This window comes from Rhodococcus sp. DN22, assembly GCF_036669995.1.
GTDB classification, from domain to species: Bacteria; Actinomycetota; Actinomycetes; order Mycobacteriales; family Mycobacteriaceae; genus Rhodococcus_F; species Rhodococcus_F erythropolis.
Genome location: NZ_CP133326.1, coordinates 5,779,072 through 5,794,101, shown reverse-complemented (window position 1 = coordinate 5,794,101; position 15,030 = coordinate 5,779,072). Strand labels below are relative to the sequence as shown.

Here is a 15,030-nt window from a genome sequence, read left to right as displayed (position 1 = left end):
TTTGGTGTCTGATGGAGCAATGACACCCACGCGTACGGCAGTGCTCGTCGATTTCGGTGGAGTTCTCACCTCCAGTGTGCTGCGAGCCTTCGAAGATTTCGGAGCCTCGCTTGGGGGCGACCCACGACTTCCGTTGACCCTGCTCTCCCGCGACGACGTCTCGAAGCGACTGCTCTCCGATCACGAATCCGGAAAGATCGACCAGGAGGCCTTCGAAGCAGGATTCGGGGAACGGCTACGAGCGCACGGCGCCGTCGTGGACAGCGAAGGATTGGTCGACCGTATGCAGGCCGGGCTTGTCCGAGACGAAGAGATGGTGCGACTGATTGCGGACGTCCGAGCGGCGGGTCACCCTGTTGCGCTCGTGTCCAATGCTTTCGGGCGTGATTGCTACGCGGGTTTTGTGCTCGAGGACCTCGCCGACGAAGTGGTGATCTCCTCGGAAGTCGGGATTCGTAAGCCCTCTCGTCAGATCTACACCATCGCGTGCGAGCGGCTGGGTGTTGCGCCCGAAGGCGCCGTGATGATCGACGACCTGCAACAGAACCTCGACGGCGCGGCACGATTGGGGATCGCCGGCATTCTCCACACCGATGCGGAAAGCACTCGCAGTCAGTTGGAATCGACGTTCGGACTACTGCCCATGCAGTGAAACTGTAGGTTCTCGGTAACACTCGAATACTGCTGGAACACTTTTGGAGGAATGAATGATTGCTGTCATCGCGGATATCACCGTCAAAGACGGAAGCGGCGAACAGTTCGAAGCCGTAGTCGCCGAACTTGCCGAGAAGGTGCGCACGGAAGAGCCCGGAACGGTTCTGTATCAACTGATCCGCTCGAAGACGGATACGAATTCGTACAAGTTCATGGAGCTGTATCAAGACAGTGCTGCGATCAAGGCCCATGGATCGTCCGAGCATTTCCAGGCCGCGGGAAAGGCGATGGCGCCCTTCCTCGCAGGCGCCCCGCAGATCGAGTACTTCGACGCACTCTGAGCGTATGGACAGGGCACTCTGAGCGCAAGGACAGGTGAACCCCGGCGAAATCTCGCCGGGGTTCACCTGTGTTTTCAGTTCTGCTTCTGGGCGCGGAGTTCGGTGCGGTCGATCGATCGCTTGAGGATCTTTCCCGTCGAACCCTTCGGGAGCGCGTCGATGAACTGGACCACCCGCGGAATCTTGTAGGCGGACAGACGTTCCCGAGCCCAAGAGGTGACGTCATCTGCTTCGAGGTCGGAGCCTGGGCGCACGGCCACCACCGCCGCAACCTCCTCGCCGTAGTAGTCGTCGGGTATACCGATCACCGCGGCCTCGATGATGTCGGGGTGCTGGTAGAGCACCTCTTCGACCTCGCCTGGATAGACGTTGTATCCACCGCGGATAATGAGGTCCTTGACGCGGTCGACGATGCGAAGGTCACCGTCGGCGTCGGTCTCGCCGAGGTCTCCGGTGCGGAACCATCCGTCGCCGGACAGGACGGCGGCCGTGTCGGCCGGGCGCTTCCAGTAGCCCTTCATGACCGTCGGTCCTTTGATGAATACCTCGCCCACTGTGCCTGCCTGGCAGACATTTCCGTCGTGATCACGGACCTCGACCTCGGTGCGCGGTACGGCGCGGCCGGTGTATCCGATCTTTGCGACGCGGTCGATGCTGTTGAAAGTTCCGAATGCGCTCGTCTCGGTCAGGCCGTAGCCCTCGAGGATTGTGCAGTTGAACCGTGCTTCGAAGGCGCGAGCGACTTCACCGGGAAGTGATGCGCCACCGGAGATTGCGATCCGCAGTTGTTCGAAGTCGGAGCTGTCCACGTCGGCTGCGGCGTGCAGCATGGCATTCCACATGGTGGGGACGCCGGCCATGATGGTGAGCTTGTCCCGACGCACCAGATCGAGCATGGCGGCCGGGTCGAACCGGGCGAGCAGGGATAGTGATCCGCCGCCGGTGAAGGTTGCCATCATGACCGAACCCTGGCCGAAGATGTGAAAGAGCGGCAGTCCGGTACCGGTGCGGTCCGAGGGATTTCCGCGGCTACTCTCGGCGCCGATCTCACCGGCAGACAACAGATTCCCGACTGTCAGCTGAGCGCCCTTCGGACGTCCGGTGGTACCGGAGGTGTAGAGAATCGCCGTGGTGTCCGCTGTGTCGCGGTCGACCACCGTTGCCGGTGGATGGTCGGCCTTCGCCGATTCTTCGGTGAGCGTCCACACCGGGACGCCGCGCGCACTCCCTGCATCCTGAACTGCGGGACCGAGCTGGTGCCAGGCGATCGCCAGCGAAATCTCGGCGTCGTCCAGTACGTACTCGACTTCGGGTTGCGCCGACATCGTGTTGATGGGCACCACGACACAACCTGCAGCCTGAATCCCCATGTACGCCACGATGAATTCAGGCACCGACGGCGCCGCGAGCAGAACCCGGTCGCCGATGCTCAACCCTTCGTCGCGAATGCGGCCGGCAAACGCCAGAGACGCGTCGTGAAGCTGTCGGTATGTCCAATGACTATCAGTGCCGCGAATTGCAATATTTTCCGGAGTGGCTTCCGCGTGACGGGTCACCGGGTCGAGAACGCTAACCATGGTTCTGCCTTTCGGGAGGAATCGACCGATTGTGTGTCCTGGGTCTCACCAGAGCGTACACTTGAATCCGGCGTCAACATCGAGTCTGCTGGGATTGTCCCGAAAATGATGTTGATCGGAAGGATGAGGAGCGCACCGTGCTCGACGACGAATCGCGAATTGCCGCCTTACCGGTGGCTCCGCCCGCGCTGCTCCGGGATCGACCGACAACCGAGCGGGGGACACGCACGCGTGCGGCATTGATTGCTGCTGCCCGTAAGGTTTTCGAGCGCAGTGGCTATCTCGATGCACGTTTGATCGACATCGCAAAAGAAGCCGGTTGCGCGACGGGATCGTTCTACACGTACTTCGCGAACAAGGAAGAGGTGTTCGCCGCCGTCCTCGAGGTTGCGCGAGACGACATGATGCACCCGGGCATGGGACGCGTTGCGAGCGCGGACGATCCGTACGCCGTGCTCGAGGCAAGTAATCGAGCGTATCTGGCCGCGTATCAACGCAATGCGAAGTTGATGGGGCTCATGGAGCAGGTTGCTCACATCGACCCGGAGTTCCGGAAGTTCCGCAGCGAGCGTGCCAATGCGTTCATACGCCGTAATGCCCGCGGGATTGCAGATCTGCAGTCCCGCGGCATCGCGGACACGACGCTGGATCCGATGACGGCGTCGATTGCTCTGTCCGGCATGGTGAGTCGACTCGCCTACAGTCTGTTCACCCTTCGTGAGGGTGAGGTGGACGGGCGTTCACCGGAGTTCGATCAGATTGTCGCCACTGTGACCGATCTGTGGGCGAACGCTCTGAAGTTCCCCGACCGTCTCTGACGAGGTGGGCCGCCCCGGCTGCATCGATGTTCGAGCGGCCGGGCGTCCCAGTCTCGGTTCAGCTCTTTTCGGTTCAGCTCTTTTCGACGACGCGAGCGACGGATTCGGCGACCACGACGGGCTTGTCGGAACCCTCGCGCTCGACCACCTGGCTCATCTTCACTTGGATTCCGCCGGGCAACTGCTCCGCGGACACGACGGTTGCGCGCATGCGGACCCGGGATCCCACGGGAACGGGAGCGGGGAAGCGAACCTTGTCGTAGCCGTAATTGAGGCTGTGGGCGAAGCCGTCGAAGTGGATGAGTTGGTAGGAGAACTGGGGTCCCAGTGAGAGGCTGAAGAGTCCGTGCGCGATCGTGCTGCCGAGCGGGCTCGATGCGGCTCGTTCCGGGTCGACATGAATCCACTGATGATCGTTTGTGGCTTCGGCGAACGCGTTGATGCGCTCCTGGGTGATGTCGTACCACTCCGTCGGGCCAAGTTCCTGGCCGATGAGCTTCTCGAGCTCGGCGAAGGTGGACGGGCGGACGGGCAATTGGTTTTCAGTCATCGTTATCCCTTTACTCGCAGTTCAGGAGGACGGAACGGGCCGTTCGGGTGACCGTCGCGATTCGACGGTTGAAACTGACGCCGGATTCAACTATACATGAGGGGAGACGTGGATCACTGTCAGCGCGTAGGTATGACGCAAGCGAGAGGAATCGCTCATGAAGGTTGCCCAGAAGGTAGCAATTGTCACCGGTGGCGGCGGGGGAATCGGCGGTGCACTGGCCGAGCGACTGGCTGCCGAGGGTGCTCGCGTCGTAGTGGCTGACCTGGACGGGGCAGCAGCTTCGGCAGTAGCAGAGGCGATCAACGCGGAGCGTCCCGGAGCGGCCGTGTCTGCCGGTGGCGACGTCTCCGACGAGACGGTCATTGCGGGCCTGATCGCGCAGGCGGAAAAGGAATTCGGCCCGGTCGACCTCTACTTCGCCAATGCCGGCGTTACCGGTGGCATGGGCCTCGACATCAGTGAAGACGTCTGGGACACGACGATCGACGTCAACGTTCGCGCCCACATTCGCGCTGCCAGGCTCCTCGTCCCCGGCTGGACGGAGCGCGGGGAGGGCTACTTCATCAGCACGGCCTCTGCGGCCGGCTTGCTCAGTCAGGTCGGGTCCGCCGCGTACTCGGTGACCAAACATGCCGCGGTCGCGTTTGCCGAGTGGCTCTCGATCACCTACGGAGATCAGGGTGTTCGCGTCAGTTGCCTGTGTCCGATGGGCGTCAACACCAAGCTTCTCTACGAAGGTGAGAACTCCGGCGATCCGGTCGGCAAGGCCGCAACCGGAGCCGTGCTTGCGGCAGGCAATGTTCTCGAGCCTGCCGAATGCGCCGAAATCGTTCTTGCGGCAGTGGATGCCGAAGAATTTCTCATCCTTCCGCACAAGAACGTGCTGGACATGTACCGGCAGAAGGGCGCCGACTACGACCGTTGGCTGCGCGGGATGCGCCGGTACCAGGCGTCGCTCCTCGCGGGAACACGATGACCGAGGAACTCGTCCTCTCCGAGCAGAGAGGAGCGGTGCTGGTTCTGACATTCAATCGGCCCCGCGTTCTCAACGCGTGGACCAACGAGCTCGAAGATCAGTACTACGACTTTCTGGCCGTGGCAGACGAAGATCCCAGTGTCCGAGCAATTGTTGTCACCGGCTCCGGCCGAGGATTCTGCTCGGGGGCTGACCTCGGCAATTTGAAGAACGTCGGCGAAGTCTCCGAAAGTGATCTTGTCCGGCCGCGAGACCGTCATTTCCCGACCACCATCCGCAAGCCGCTGATCGCCGCCGTCAACGGCGTCGCTGCCGGGCTCGGAATGGTCGAGGCTCTGTACTGCGACGTTCGTTTCGGTTCGAGCGCAACACGATTCACTACCGCGTTCGCGCGTCGAGGCCTGATTGCGGAGTACGGCATCTCCTGGATGTTGCCCCGCTTGGTCGGGCACAGTCGAGCAGTCGATCTTCTGCTTTCCAGCCGGATGGTGGACGCCGACGAGGCGTACCGCATCGGTCTGGTCGACCACCTGGTCACCGGCGGTGACGTTCTGGATGCGGCGATTGCTTACGCCGAGGACATCGCGGCGAACTGCTCGCCGACGTCCCTCTCCGTCATCAAATCTCAGATGAGTGCCGACGCGCACTCGACCTTCACCGATTCCGCCAGGCGTGCGGAATCGCTGATGCTGAACGCATTTCACGGCCCGGATGTCGTCGAGGGTGTCAACAGCCATCTCGAACATCGAGCCCCCAATTTTCCTTCCCTCTCTGTCAGGAGTTCACATGTCAGTGTTTGAGTTCTCGGATCGCACCAAGAAGTACCAGGCCGAACTGCTCGATTTCATGGACAAGCACGTTTACCCGGCCGAAGCGGTCTACGAAGAGCAGATGCGTGAGTCCGGTAACCCGCACTTTCAGCCGCCGATCATCGACGACTTGAAGAAGGAAGCCAAGGCCCGCGGGCTGTGGAACCTCTTCCATCCCCATCCCGAATGGGGCCCCGGCCTGACCAACCTGGAATACGCACCGCTCGCGGAGATCATGGGCCGCAGCCACCTGGCCTCCGAGGCCACCAACTGCGCCGCTCCGGACACGGGAAACATGGAGGTGCTCACGCTCTTCGGCACCGACGAGCACAAGGAGAAGTACCTCAAGCCGCTTCTCGAAGGCGAAATTCGTTCCGCTTTCGCGATGACCGAGCCCGAGGTTGCCAGCTCCGACGCCACCAACATCCAGCTCCGTATGGACCGTGACGGCGACGAGTACGTGCTGAACGGCCGTAAGTGGTTCGCTTCCAACGCCTTGCACCAGAACTGCAAGGTTCTGATCGTCATGGGTAAGACCGACTTCAATGCCGCCACCCACCGTCAGCAGTCGATGATGGTCGTGCCGATCGATGCTCCCGGCGTCACGATCCTGCGCAACCTGCCGGTTTTCGGCTACCAGGACCGCGAAGGACACGGCGAGATCACTTTCGAGGACGTGCGCGTCCCGGCCAAGGACATTCTCGCCGGTGAGGGTGAAGGATTCGCGATCAGCCAGGCGCGCCTCGGCCCCGGCCGCATCCACCACTGCATGCGTGCAATCGGAATGGCCGAGCGCGCACTGGAACTGATGTGCAAGCGCGCATCCACCCGCATCACCTTCGGGAAGCCCGTCAGTGACAACGCGAATATCCAGGACTGGATCGCCGAGGCTCGTATCGACATCGAGATGGTTCGACTCCTCACACTCAAGGCCGCACACATGATGGATACGGTGGGCAACAAGGAAGCGCGCACCGAGATCGCAGCCATCAAGGTTGCGGCACCGAACATCGCGCTCAAGATCATCGACCGCGCCATCCAGGTTCACGGCGGTGGCGGCGTCACCGACGACTTCCCGCTCGCGATGGCTTACGCCCACATGCGCACCCTTCGCCTGGCCGACGGCCCGGACGAGGTGCACAAGCGCGCCATCGCCAAGCAGGAACTGCGCAAGTACCGCGAAGTCAAGGCGAACTGACATGGCAGGACTGGATCTCACCGGTAAGACGGCCATCGTCACAGGCGCATCGCGGGGCATCGGCCTCGCGACCGCGCAGGCGATTGCGGCGGCGGGCGGAAACGTCGTACTGACTTCGCGCTCACAGGAATCCGCAGATGCGGCTGCCGCGCAGGTGAACGGCAACGCGATCGGCGTCGGCGCTCACGCGACGGACGAGGATGCTGCACGCAAGTGCGTCGAGCAGACGATCGAGCGTTTCGGCAGTCTCGACATCTTGGTGAACAACGCGGGCACCAACCCGTCGTTCGGGCCGATCATCAACCAGGATCACTCGCGCTTCGCCAAGACTTTCGACGTCAACGTGTGGGCTCCAGTCCTGTGGACCGGCCTCGCAGCGCGGGCCTGGATGGGCGAGCACGGTGGTTCCGTGGTCAACACCGCTTCGATCGGCGGCATGGCGTTCGAGGCGGGAATCGGTACGTACAACGCGTCGAAGGCTGCTCTGATCCACATCACCAAGCAGTTGGCGCTCGAGTTGTCACCGAAGATTCGTGTCAACGCCGTTGCGCCGGGAGTGGTGAGAACCAAACTCGCCGAAGCTCTGTGGAAAGAACACGAAGAAGCGGTGTCCGCGTCGACTGCTCTCGGACGCATCGGTGAACCCGAGGACGTGGCCGCTGCCATTGCCTTCCTGGTTTCGGATGCAGCCCAGTGGATCACCGGTGAGATCATGACCATCGACGGTGGCCAGTTGTTGGGTGACGCACTCCCGTTCCGGCAGGGAGCGTCCGTCGGTGGCTAGCGTCGGAGTAGTGGGACTCGATACCGAAGCGGTCACCGGGTGGATCGCAGGCCTGGGGATCGACTTTTCCGGGCCGTTGTCCTTCGATCGAATCGGCTTGGGACAATCGAATCTCACGTACCTGGTTCGCGATCACGACGGCAATCGCTGGGTGCTACGACGCCCACCGCTGGGGCATCTGCTGGCCTCGGCTCACGACGTGGCGCGTGAGGCTCGAATCCTGAGCGCTCTCGAATCCACCGACGTGCCTTCGCCGCGAGTATTCGGGTTGACCGAGGATCCTGCCGTCACCGAAGTTCCGCTGCTCCTCATGGAATTCGTGGACGGCGAAGTGGTGGACCGAATGCCTCTTGCGGAGGCGTTGTCGGAAGATCGTCGCCGGGCAATCGGAATCTCGCTCGCTCAGACGCTGGCGAAGATACACGCCGTCGACCTCGAGCAGGCCGGTCTCGACGACCTGGCAAGCCACAAGCCCTACGCTGCACGGCAGTTGAAGCGTTGGGGAGGTCAATGGGAACAGTCGAAGACGCGGGAATGCCCTGATCTCGACGATCTCACCCGACGCCTGATTGCAGCCCAGCCGGATCACACGGAAACCACGTTGGTGCACGGCGACTTTCACCTACGCAATGTGATCACCTCGGCGAGCAACGGCGAAGTTGTCGCGGCCCTCGACTGGGAACTGTGCACACTCGGTGATCCGTTGGCGGACGTCGGAAGCTTGTTGGCGTACTGGCCGGCGGCTGGTGAGAATACCGGCGGCGATTTCCCGGCGTCGGCACTCCCGGGATTCCCCTCGCGAGAGGAGATCTCCCGGATCTATCTCGAGGCCACCGGACGGGACCCTGCTGCGCTGAAGTTCTGGCACACGTTGGGACTGTGGAAGATTGCCGTGATCGCCGAGGGCGTGATGCGTCGCGCCCGCGACGAACCGCAGAATGCCGCCGAGAGCGGAACTCCCACCGTGGAACGTATTGACGCCTTGGTCGCCAAAGCCAGGGAAATTGCAGATCAGGCCGGGATCTGACGAGATCGTCCGGTGTCCGTCGAATCACGAAAGTATGGAGGGCCAGTGAGCCAGGAACGTAGAACCGCAATTGTCACGGGTGCAGCACGCGGAATCGGTGCGGCAGTAGCGAAGCGACTGTCGGAAGACGGTTTTGCCGTCGCCGTGCTCGACCTCGACGAAGCGGCGTGTGCCGGAACCGTCGACGCGATCAAGGCCGCAGGCGGACAGGCACTGGCCGTCGGCGCTGACGTCTCCGACGAGGCTTCGGTCGCTGCAGCAGTGGATCGTGTTGCCGCAGAACTGGGTGCACCTACCGTGCTGATCAACAATGCCGGCATCACTCGCGACAACCTTCTGTTCAAGATGAGCGTTGCCGAGTGGGATTCGGTGATGAACGTCCACCTGCGCGGAGCGTTCCTCATGTCGCGTGCGGTGCAGAAGTACATGGTGGAAGCGAAGTTCGGCCGCATCGTGAACCTCTCGAGCACGTCGGCTCTCGGCAACCGCGGACAGGTCAACTACTCCGCGGCGAAGGCCGGAATGCAGGGCTTCACCAAGACATTGGCCTTCGAGCTGGGCAAGTTCGGCGTGACCGCGAACGCTATTGCCCCCGGATTCATCGAAACCGAGATGACCGCCGCAACGGCCGAGCGCATGGGCGTCGGCTTCGAGGACTTCAAGACCGCTGCCGCTTCGCAGATTCCGGTCAATCGCGTCGGACAGCCCGAGGACATCGCGCACACCGCGTCGTTCTTTGTCAGCGAAGGCGCAGGCTTTGTTTCCGGTCAGGTCGTCTACGTCGCCGGTGGACCGAAGGACTGACCGTCCGCTCACCGCTCGAACCGAAGGAATGGGCATGGCTTTCGACGAAGAGGCAGTATCGCGTGATCTCACCGACAAGGTGAACACGCTTCTCGCGGAGAACGATCCGAACAGCGTGTCGGTATCGGACTTCCTCGGCGCACGATTCGACGCCGGACTGGCGTGGGTTCATTTCCCCGAAGGTCATGGGGGACTCGGTGTACCGCAGAGCTTTCAGCGTCAGGTGAACGCTCAGCTGGAGGCCGCCGGTGCACCGGGCCCGGCCACCGGCAAGAACGGGATCGGACTGGGCATGGCGGCACCGACCATCGCTGCCTTCGGCACCGAGGAGCAGAAGCAGAAGTTCCTGCGCCCGTTGTGGACTGCGGAGACGGTCTACTGCCAGCTGTTCAGTGAACCGGGCGCAGGTTCGGACCTCGCGGCCGTCGCTACCCGCGCCGTCCGCGACGGCGACGACTGGATAGTCAACGGGCAGAAGGTATGGACGTCGGGCGCGCAGAATGCGCAGCTGGCGATTCTCGTGGCCAGGACCGATCCGTCACGTTCCAAGCATGCGGGTCTGAGCTACTTCATCTGCGACATGACCGATCCGGGCGTCGATGTCCGGCCGCTGCGTCAGATCACCGGCGAGGCCGAATTCAACGAGGTATTCCTCACGGACGTCAGGATTCCGGACGCCAATCGCCTCGGAGCCGAAGGCCAGGGGTGGAAGGTTGCGACCACCACCCTGAACAACGAGCGTGTTGCCATCGGTTCGGGCGCACCGCGTGAGGGAGGCATGATCGGAAAGGTCGCTCAGGCCTGGCGTGACGAGCCCGAGCTGCGTAACCCGGCGATGCACGACGAGTTGATGCGACTCTGGACCGAATCCGAAGTTGCGCGTCTGACCGGTGAGCGACTGCGCCAGCAGCTCGCCGCCGGCCAGCCCGGCCCCGAAGGCTCGGGAATGAAGCTCGCGTTTGCCGGTTTGGCCCAGCAGATTTCTGGATTCGACCTCGAACTGCACGGCGAAGCCGGTCTGCGCTACGACGACTGGACACTGCGTCGACCGGATTCCGTCGACTTCACCGGGCGTGAACCCGGATACCGGTACCTGCGAGCCAAGGGCAATTCGATCGAGGGCGGAACGTCGGAGATCCTGCGCAACGTCATCGCAGAACGTGTACTCGGGTTGCCACCCGAGCATCGCGTCGACAAGGACATCGCCTGGAAGGACCTACCCCGATGAGCGCCGATCTGCTGTACTCCGAGACCGAACAAGATCTGCGAGCCAGCGTCAGACGACTGCTGAGCGAGCGGGCCGGCGCCGACACCGTGGTCACGGCGTACGACGACGTGTCCGCCGACTTCACCGGGCTGTGGAAGTCGCTGGCGTCGGAACTCGGTTTGGCGGGACTGCTGGTACCCGAGGAGTTGGGCGGGGCAGGTGCGTCGACGCGTGAGGCGGCGGTCGTGATGGAGGAGATCGGACGTGCGGTCGCTCCCGTTCCGTTCTTCACCAGCGCGGTGCTGGCGACGACGGCGTTGCTGAAGGCCGGCGAGACCGAGGTGCTCGGTCAATTGGCAGCGGGGGATTCGACGGCTGCTCTGGTCGTCCCGTTGTCCACTGCACCAGGAACTTTCACACCTACTGTCAAGGCAACGGCGAGTGGACTCGTCGGCAGCGTCACGACGGTTGCCGGCGTCGCCGAGTCCGATGTTCTTGTTGTTCCGGTTGCCGGTGAGAGCGGCCTGGAGCTGCATACCGTTCGGATCGCCGACGCTACCGTCACGCCGGTTCTGTCCCTGGACATGACGCGCCGATTGGCGGACGTCGAGTTCTCGGGTTCGTCGTCGGTCCGTGTCGACAGCGGCAATGCGGCGCAAGCGGTTGAGGAAGCGTTGCTCTGCGGAAGCGCACTTCTGGCGTCCGAACAGTTCGCTGTAGCTCAGTGGTGCCTCGAAACGACTCTCGCGTATGTGAAGGAGCGCAAGCAGTTCGGCCGGGCGATCGGTTCGTACCAGGCGATCAAGCACCGCCTCGCCGATCTCTGGCTCGAAGTCAGCTCTTCGGGCGCGGCAGCACGCTATGCGGCGGACACCTATGCACGCGGCGACGCCGATGCGGCGATCGCAGCGGCGGTGGCCCAGGCATTCTGCAGCGGCGTCGCGGTTCATGCTGCGGAGGAGTGCGTCCAACTTCATGGTGGTATCGGAATGACGTGGGAGTATCCGGCGCACCTGTACCTCAAACGGGCGAAGAGCGATCAGCTGTCGCTGGGAACCGCGTATCAGCATCGGGCACGCCTCGCCGAGTTGGTCGACCTCCCGATCTCGTCCTGAAACTCACCCACTATCTGTCTGGAGAATTGCTGTGAAGGCTTGGCGCGTCAACGAACTCGGTCAACCCCGCGATGTGCTCGCGTTGGAGGAGACCGCGGATCCCACCCCGAATGCGACGGAGATGTTGGTCAAGGTGCTGGCGGCTCCGGCCAACTTCCCCGACGTCCTCATGTGCCGGGGTGAGTACCAGATCAAGCCGCCGCTGCCCTTCACACCCGGTGTCGAACTGTGTGGTGAAGTGGTCTCGGTCGGTGAATCGGTGACCAAATTCGCAGTGGGGGACCGGGTGATCGGTAATCCGAGTCTGCCGTCCGGCGGATTCGCCGAGTACTCGGTACTGGATCAGAACAACACGTTCCCGGCGCCGTCGGCTCTCGACGACGCGGAAGCATCCGCTCTGAGCATCGGCTATCAGACAGCGTGGTTCGCTCTGCATCGCCGCACCCAACTGCTCGAGGGTGAGACATTGTTGGTCCACGCTGCTGCGGGTGGTGTCGGTAGTGCGGCAGTGCAACTCGGCAAGGCGGCAGGCGCCAAGGTGATCGGTGTCGTCGGCGGCCCGGACAAGGCCGAGTACGCGCGCAAGCTCGGCGCAGACCTCGTCGTAGACCGTCACAGTGAGGACTTCGTGGCAGCGGTCAAGGAGTTCACCGGCGGCAAGGGCGCCGACGTGGTCTTCGATCCGGTCGGCGGCGACGCATACGCGAAGTCCACCAAGTGCATCGCCTTCGAGGGACGGATCGTCATCATCGGCTTCGCCGGTGGCACGATCCCGCAGCCGGCACTCAATCACGCTCTCATCAAGAACTATTCGATCATCGGACTGCACTGGGGGCTGTACAAGGCCTACAACCAGCAGGCCATCGACGACTGCCACGTCGAGCTCACCAGGCTCGCCGATGCCGGCTTGGTCAAACCACTGATCAGTGAGCGGTTGTCGTTGACGGACGTTGCCGACGGTATCGGTCGCCTCGGCGACGGCACCACGGTCGGTCGCGTCGTGTTCCAGCCCTGATTCTTGCTGTGCGCCTTTATTAACCCCCGGCGGTTAATAAAGGCGCACAGCACTTCGTGTTCGACGAAAGGATTCCCCGATGAGGCAAGCTGTCATCGTTTCCACCGCCCGTACCCCGATCGGTAAGGCGTACCGCGGCGCGTTCAACAACACTCAGGCTCAAGAGCTTGCTGCACATGCCATTTCGAATGCAGTTCAGCGCGCGGGCCTCGAGGGCGGCGAGGTCGAGGACGTCATCCTCGGCGCCGCGCTGCAGCAGGGCTCTTCCGGCGGCAACGTCGCGCGGCAAGCGGTACTGCGGGCCGGGCTTCCGGACTCGGTGTCCGGAATGACGATCGATCGTCAGTGCTCGTCCGGGCTCATGGCCATCGCGACCGCAGCAAAGCAGATCGTGGACGACGGAATGCAGATCGCGGTCGGCGGCGGAGTCGAATCGATCTCGTTGGTCCAGAACGATCACATGAACAACTTCCGCGCGGCTGATCCGTGGCTGAAGGAAAACAAGCCGTCGATCTACATGCCGATGCTGCACACGGCCGAGATCGTCGCCGAGCGCTACGGAGTCACCCGCGAGCAGCAGGACGAGTTCGCGCTCGTCTCCCAGCAGCGGACCGCAGCGGCCCAGGACGCAGGTCGGTTCGATCTCGAGATCGTCCCGCTGCCCTCGATCAAGCAGGTGCAGGACAAGGAGACCGGTGAGATCCGCAGCGAGTCCGTGACGCTGACCCGCGACGAAGGCAACCGCGCTTCCACCACGTTGGAAGGGCTGTCGAGTCTGCGACCGGTTCTGGCCGACGGGACTGTCAGTGCTCATTCGTCCATTACTGCGGGCAACTCGTCTCAGCTCTCCGACGGCGCTTCGGCGTCGGTGCTGATGGAGGCAGGCGAGGCGCAACGCCGCGGGTTGGCTCCTCTCGGTATCTACCGTGGCATGGCTGTCGCGGGTTGCGCTCCCGACGAGATGGGCATCGGACCGGTGTTCGCGATTCCGCGTCTGCTGGATCTTCATGGGCTGAAGGTCGACGACATCGATCTCTGGGAACTCAACGAGGCCTTCGCCTCTCAGGCCCTGTACTGCCGCGACAAGCTCGGGATCGATCCCGAGAAGTACAACGTCGACGGCGGCGGTATCTCCGTCGGCCATCCGTACGGAATGACGGGGGCTCGTCTGGTCGGCCATGCTCTTCTTGAAGGAAAACGGCGCGGAGCCAAGCTCGTGGTGGTGACCATGTGCATCGGCGGCGGTATGGGTGCTGCCGGGCTTTTCGAGGTCGCATGAGCTTGATCGAGGGACTGTTCGACGTCAGTGGCAAGACCGTTGTGGTCACCGGTGGATCACGCGGCATCGGATACATGATCGCTCGCGGGTTTGTCGAAGGCGGAGCGACGGTCGTCATTTCGGCCCGAAAAGCCGAAGCCTGTGACGAAGCCGCGCGAGAGCTTTCGGAGTTCGGCACCTGCATTTCGCATCCGGCCGATCTGTCCACGGACGAGGGGGTCGAGAGCCTCGCTGCGAAGGTCGCCGAGGTTTCGCCGACGCTCGACGTACTGGTCAACAACGCCGGTGCCACGTGGGGAGCTCCCGTCGACGATTTTCCGGCCGCAGGCTTCGACAAGATTTTCGACATCAATGTCAAGGCAATCTTCCTCCTGACGCAGAAGCTGTTGCCGCAGTTGCGGTCTGCAGCCACGGCGGAAGATCCCGCGCGCGTGATCAATATCGGATCGATCGACGGACTCGTGGTGTCGGGTTCGGAGAACTTCTCGTACGGAGCCAGTAAGGCTGCGGTGCACATGTTGACGCGCAAGCTCGCGGCAACGCTTGCGGGGGAACAGATCACGGTCAATGCCATTGCGCCGGGCCCGTTCCCGTCGAAGATGATGGCATTCCTCCTCGAGGACGAACAGAGTGCAAAGGCTGTGGCGGACTCGGTCCCGTTGGGCCGGGTCGGAACTCCCCAGGATGCCGCAGGTCTTGCCATCTTCCTGGCTTCACGTGCCGGGGCTTATCTGACCGGCGCGGTGATTCCACTCGACGGCGGTGCGAGCGGAGCGCGCTGACCTACTGACCGATCTCCTCTGTCCCAAAAGGCCTGAAAGTCTGAACTACTATGACTTTCAGGCCTTTTCGTCCCTTTGTCTGATTGGGTTG

General features: G+C 62.7%; 16 protein-coding genes. 14 read left to right on the top strand and 2 right to left on the bottom strand.

Annotation, left to right across the window (positions count from 1 at the left end):
• Nucleotides 1-19: 19 nt before the first annotated feature.
• Nucleotides 20-652, top strand: coding sequence for an HAD family phosphatase (locus RA302_RS26750; RefSeq protein WP_007730818.1), 633 nt, complete (start codon nt 20-22; stop codon nt 650-652).
• A gap of 55 nt (nt 653-707) precedes the next feature.
• Nucleotides 708-995: a putative quinol monooxygenase gene (locus RA302_RS26745; protein ID WP_007730819.1), complete on the top strand. Its 288-nt coding sequence runs from the start codon at nt 708-710 to the stop codon at nt 993-995.
• Nucleotides 996-1,069: 74 nt separating this feature from the next.
• On the opposite strand, the gene RA302_RS26740 is transcribed toward RA302_RS26745, so the two are convergent.
• Nucleotides 1,070-2,572 carry an AMP-binding protein gene (locus RA302_RS26740; RefSeq protein ID WP_030536040.1) on the bottom strand — a complete coding sequence of 501 codons (1,503 nt, stop codon included), beginning with the start codon at nt 2,570-2,572 and terminating at the stop codon, nt 1,070-1,072.
• Between the two features lie 137 nt (nt 2,573-2,709).
• Between RA302_RS26740 and RA302_RS26735 the strand changes: the two genes are divergently transcribed.
• Entirely contained in the window at nt 2,710-3,390 is a 681-nt protein-coding gene (locus RA302_RS26735) for a TetR/AcrR family transcriptional regulator (protein ID WP_030536039.1), read from the top strand.
• A gap of 73 nt (nt 3,391-3,463) precedes the next feature.
• On the opposite strand, the gene RA302_RS26730 is transcribed toward RA302_RS26735, so the two are convergent.
• Nucleotides 3,464-3,940, bottom strand: coding sequence for a MaoC family dehydratase (locus RA302_RS26730; RefSeq protein WP_003942878.1), 477 nt, complete (start codon nt 3,938-3,940; stop codon nt 3,464-3,466).
• A gap of 157 nt (nt 3,941-4,097) precedes the next feature.
• On the opposite strand from RA302_RS26730, the gene RA302_RS26725 reads away from it, so the two are divergent.
• From RA302_RS26725 to RA302_RS26675, 11 genes are all read left to right on the top strand, one after another.
• Nucleotides 4,098-4,919, top strand: a complete 822-nt coding sequence (locus tag RA302_RS26725; RefSeq protein WP_003942864.1) for an SDR family oxidoreductase — start codon at nt 4,098-4,100, stop codon at nt 4,917-4,919.
• A complete protein-coding gene (locus tag RA302_RS26720) occupies nt 4,916-5,719 on the top strand; it encodes an enoyl-CoA hydratase-related protein (RefSeq protein ID WP_030536038.1) in 804 nt (267 codons plus the stop codon). The genes RA302_RS26725 and RA302_RS26720 overlap by 4 nt, the downstream gene beginning before the upstream one ends.
• Nucleotides 5,706-6,926 carry an acyl-CoA dehydrogenase family protein gene (locus tag RA302_RS26715; RefSeq protein ID WP_019745701.1) on the top strand — a complete coding sequence of 407 codons (1,221 nt, stop codon included), beginning with the start codon at nt 5,706-5,708 and terminating at the stop codon, nt 6,924-6,926. The genes RA302_RS26720 and RA302_RS26715 overlap by 14 nt, the downstream gene beginning before the upstream one ends.
• A gap of 1 nt (nt 6,927) precedes the next feature.
• A complete protein-coding gene (locus RA302_RS26710) occupies nt 6,928-7,710 on the top strand; it encodes an SDR family oxidoreductase (RefSeq protein ID WP_007730827.1) in 783 nt (260 codons plus the stop codon).
• On the top strand, nt 7,703-8,737 hold the full coding sequence (locus RA302_RS26705) for a phosphotransferase family protein (protein ID WP_030536037.1): 1,035 nt from the start codon (nt 7,703-7,705) through the stop codon (nt 8,735-8,737). The genes RA302_RS26710 and RA302_RS26705 overlap by 8 nt, the downstream gene beginning before the upstream one ends.
• A 45-nt stretch (nt 8,738-8,782) precedes the next feature.
• On the top strand, nt 8,783-9,541 hold the full coding sequence (fabG, locus tag RA302_RS26700; RefSeq protein WP_020909429.1) for a 3-oxoacyl-ACP reductase FabG: 759 nt from the start codon (nt 8,783-8,785) through the stop codon (nt 9,539-9,541).
• Nucleotides 9,542-9,575: 34 nt separating this feature from the next.
• Nucleotides 9,576-10,769, top strand: a complete 1,194-nt coding sequence (locus tag RA302_RS26695) for an acyl-CoA dehydrogenase family protein (protein WP_030536036.1) — start codon at nt 9,576-9,578, stop codon at nt 10,767-10,769.
• Nucleotides 10,766-11,863 (top strand): acyl-CoA dehydrogenase family protein, encoded by a 1,098-nt coding sequence (locus RA302_RS26690; protein ID WP_030536035.1) that lies wholly within the window; start codon nt 10,766-10,768, stop codon nt 11,861-11,863. The genes RA302_RS26695 and RA302_RS26690 overlap by 4 nt, the downstream gene beginning before the upstream one ends.
• Before the next feature lie 31 nt (nt 11,864-11,894).
• The gene (locus RA302_RS26685; protein WP_003943088.1) at nt 11,895-12,878 is read left to right on the top strand and encodes an NADPH:quinone oxidoreductase family protein; all 984 of its coding nucleotides are present in this window, start codon (nt 11,895-11,897) and stop codon (nt 12,876-12,878) included.
• Between the two features lie 79 nt (nt 12,879-12,957).
• Nucleotides 12,958-14,157: an acetyl-CoA C-acyltransferase gene (locus RA302_RS26680; protein WP_003943187.1), complete on the top strand. Its 1,200-nt coding sequence runs from the start codon at nt 12,958-12,960 to the stop codon at nt 14,155-14,157.
• The gene (locus tag RA302_RS26675) at nt 14,154-14,939 is read left to right on the top strand and encodes a RhlG family 3-oxoacyl-ACP reductase (RefSeq protein WP_030536034.1); all 786 of its coding nucleotides are present in this window, start codon (nt 14,154-14,156) and stop codon (nt 14,937-14,939) included. Before RA302_RS26680 ends, RA302_RS26675 begins: the two co-directional genes overlap by 4 nt.
• The last annotated feature ends 91 nt before the right edge of the window (nt 14,940-15,030 follow it).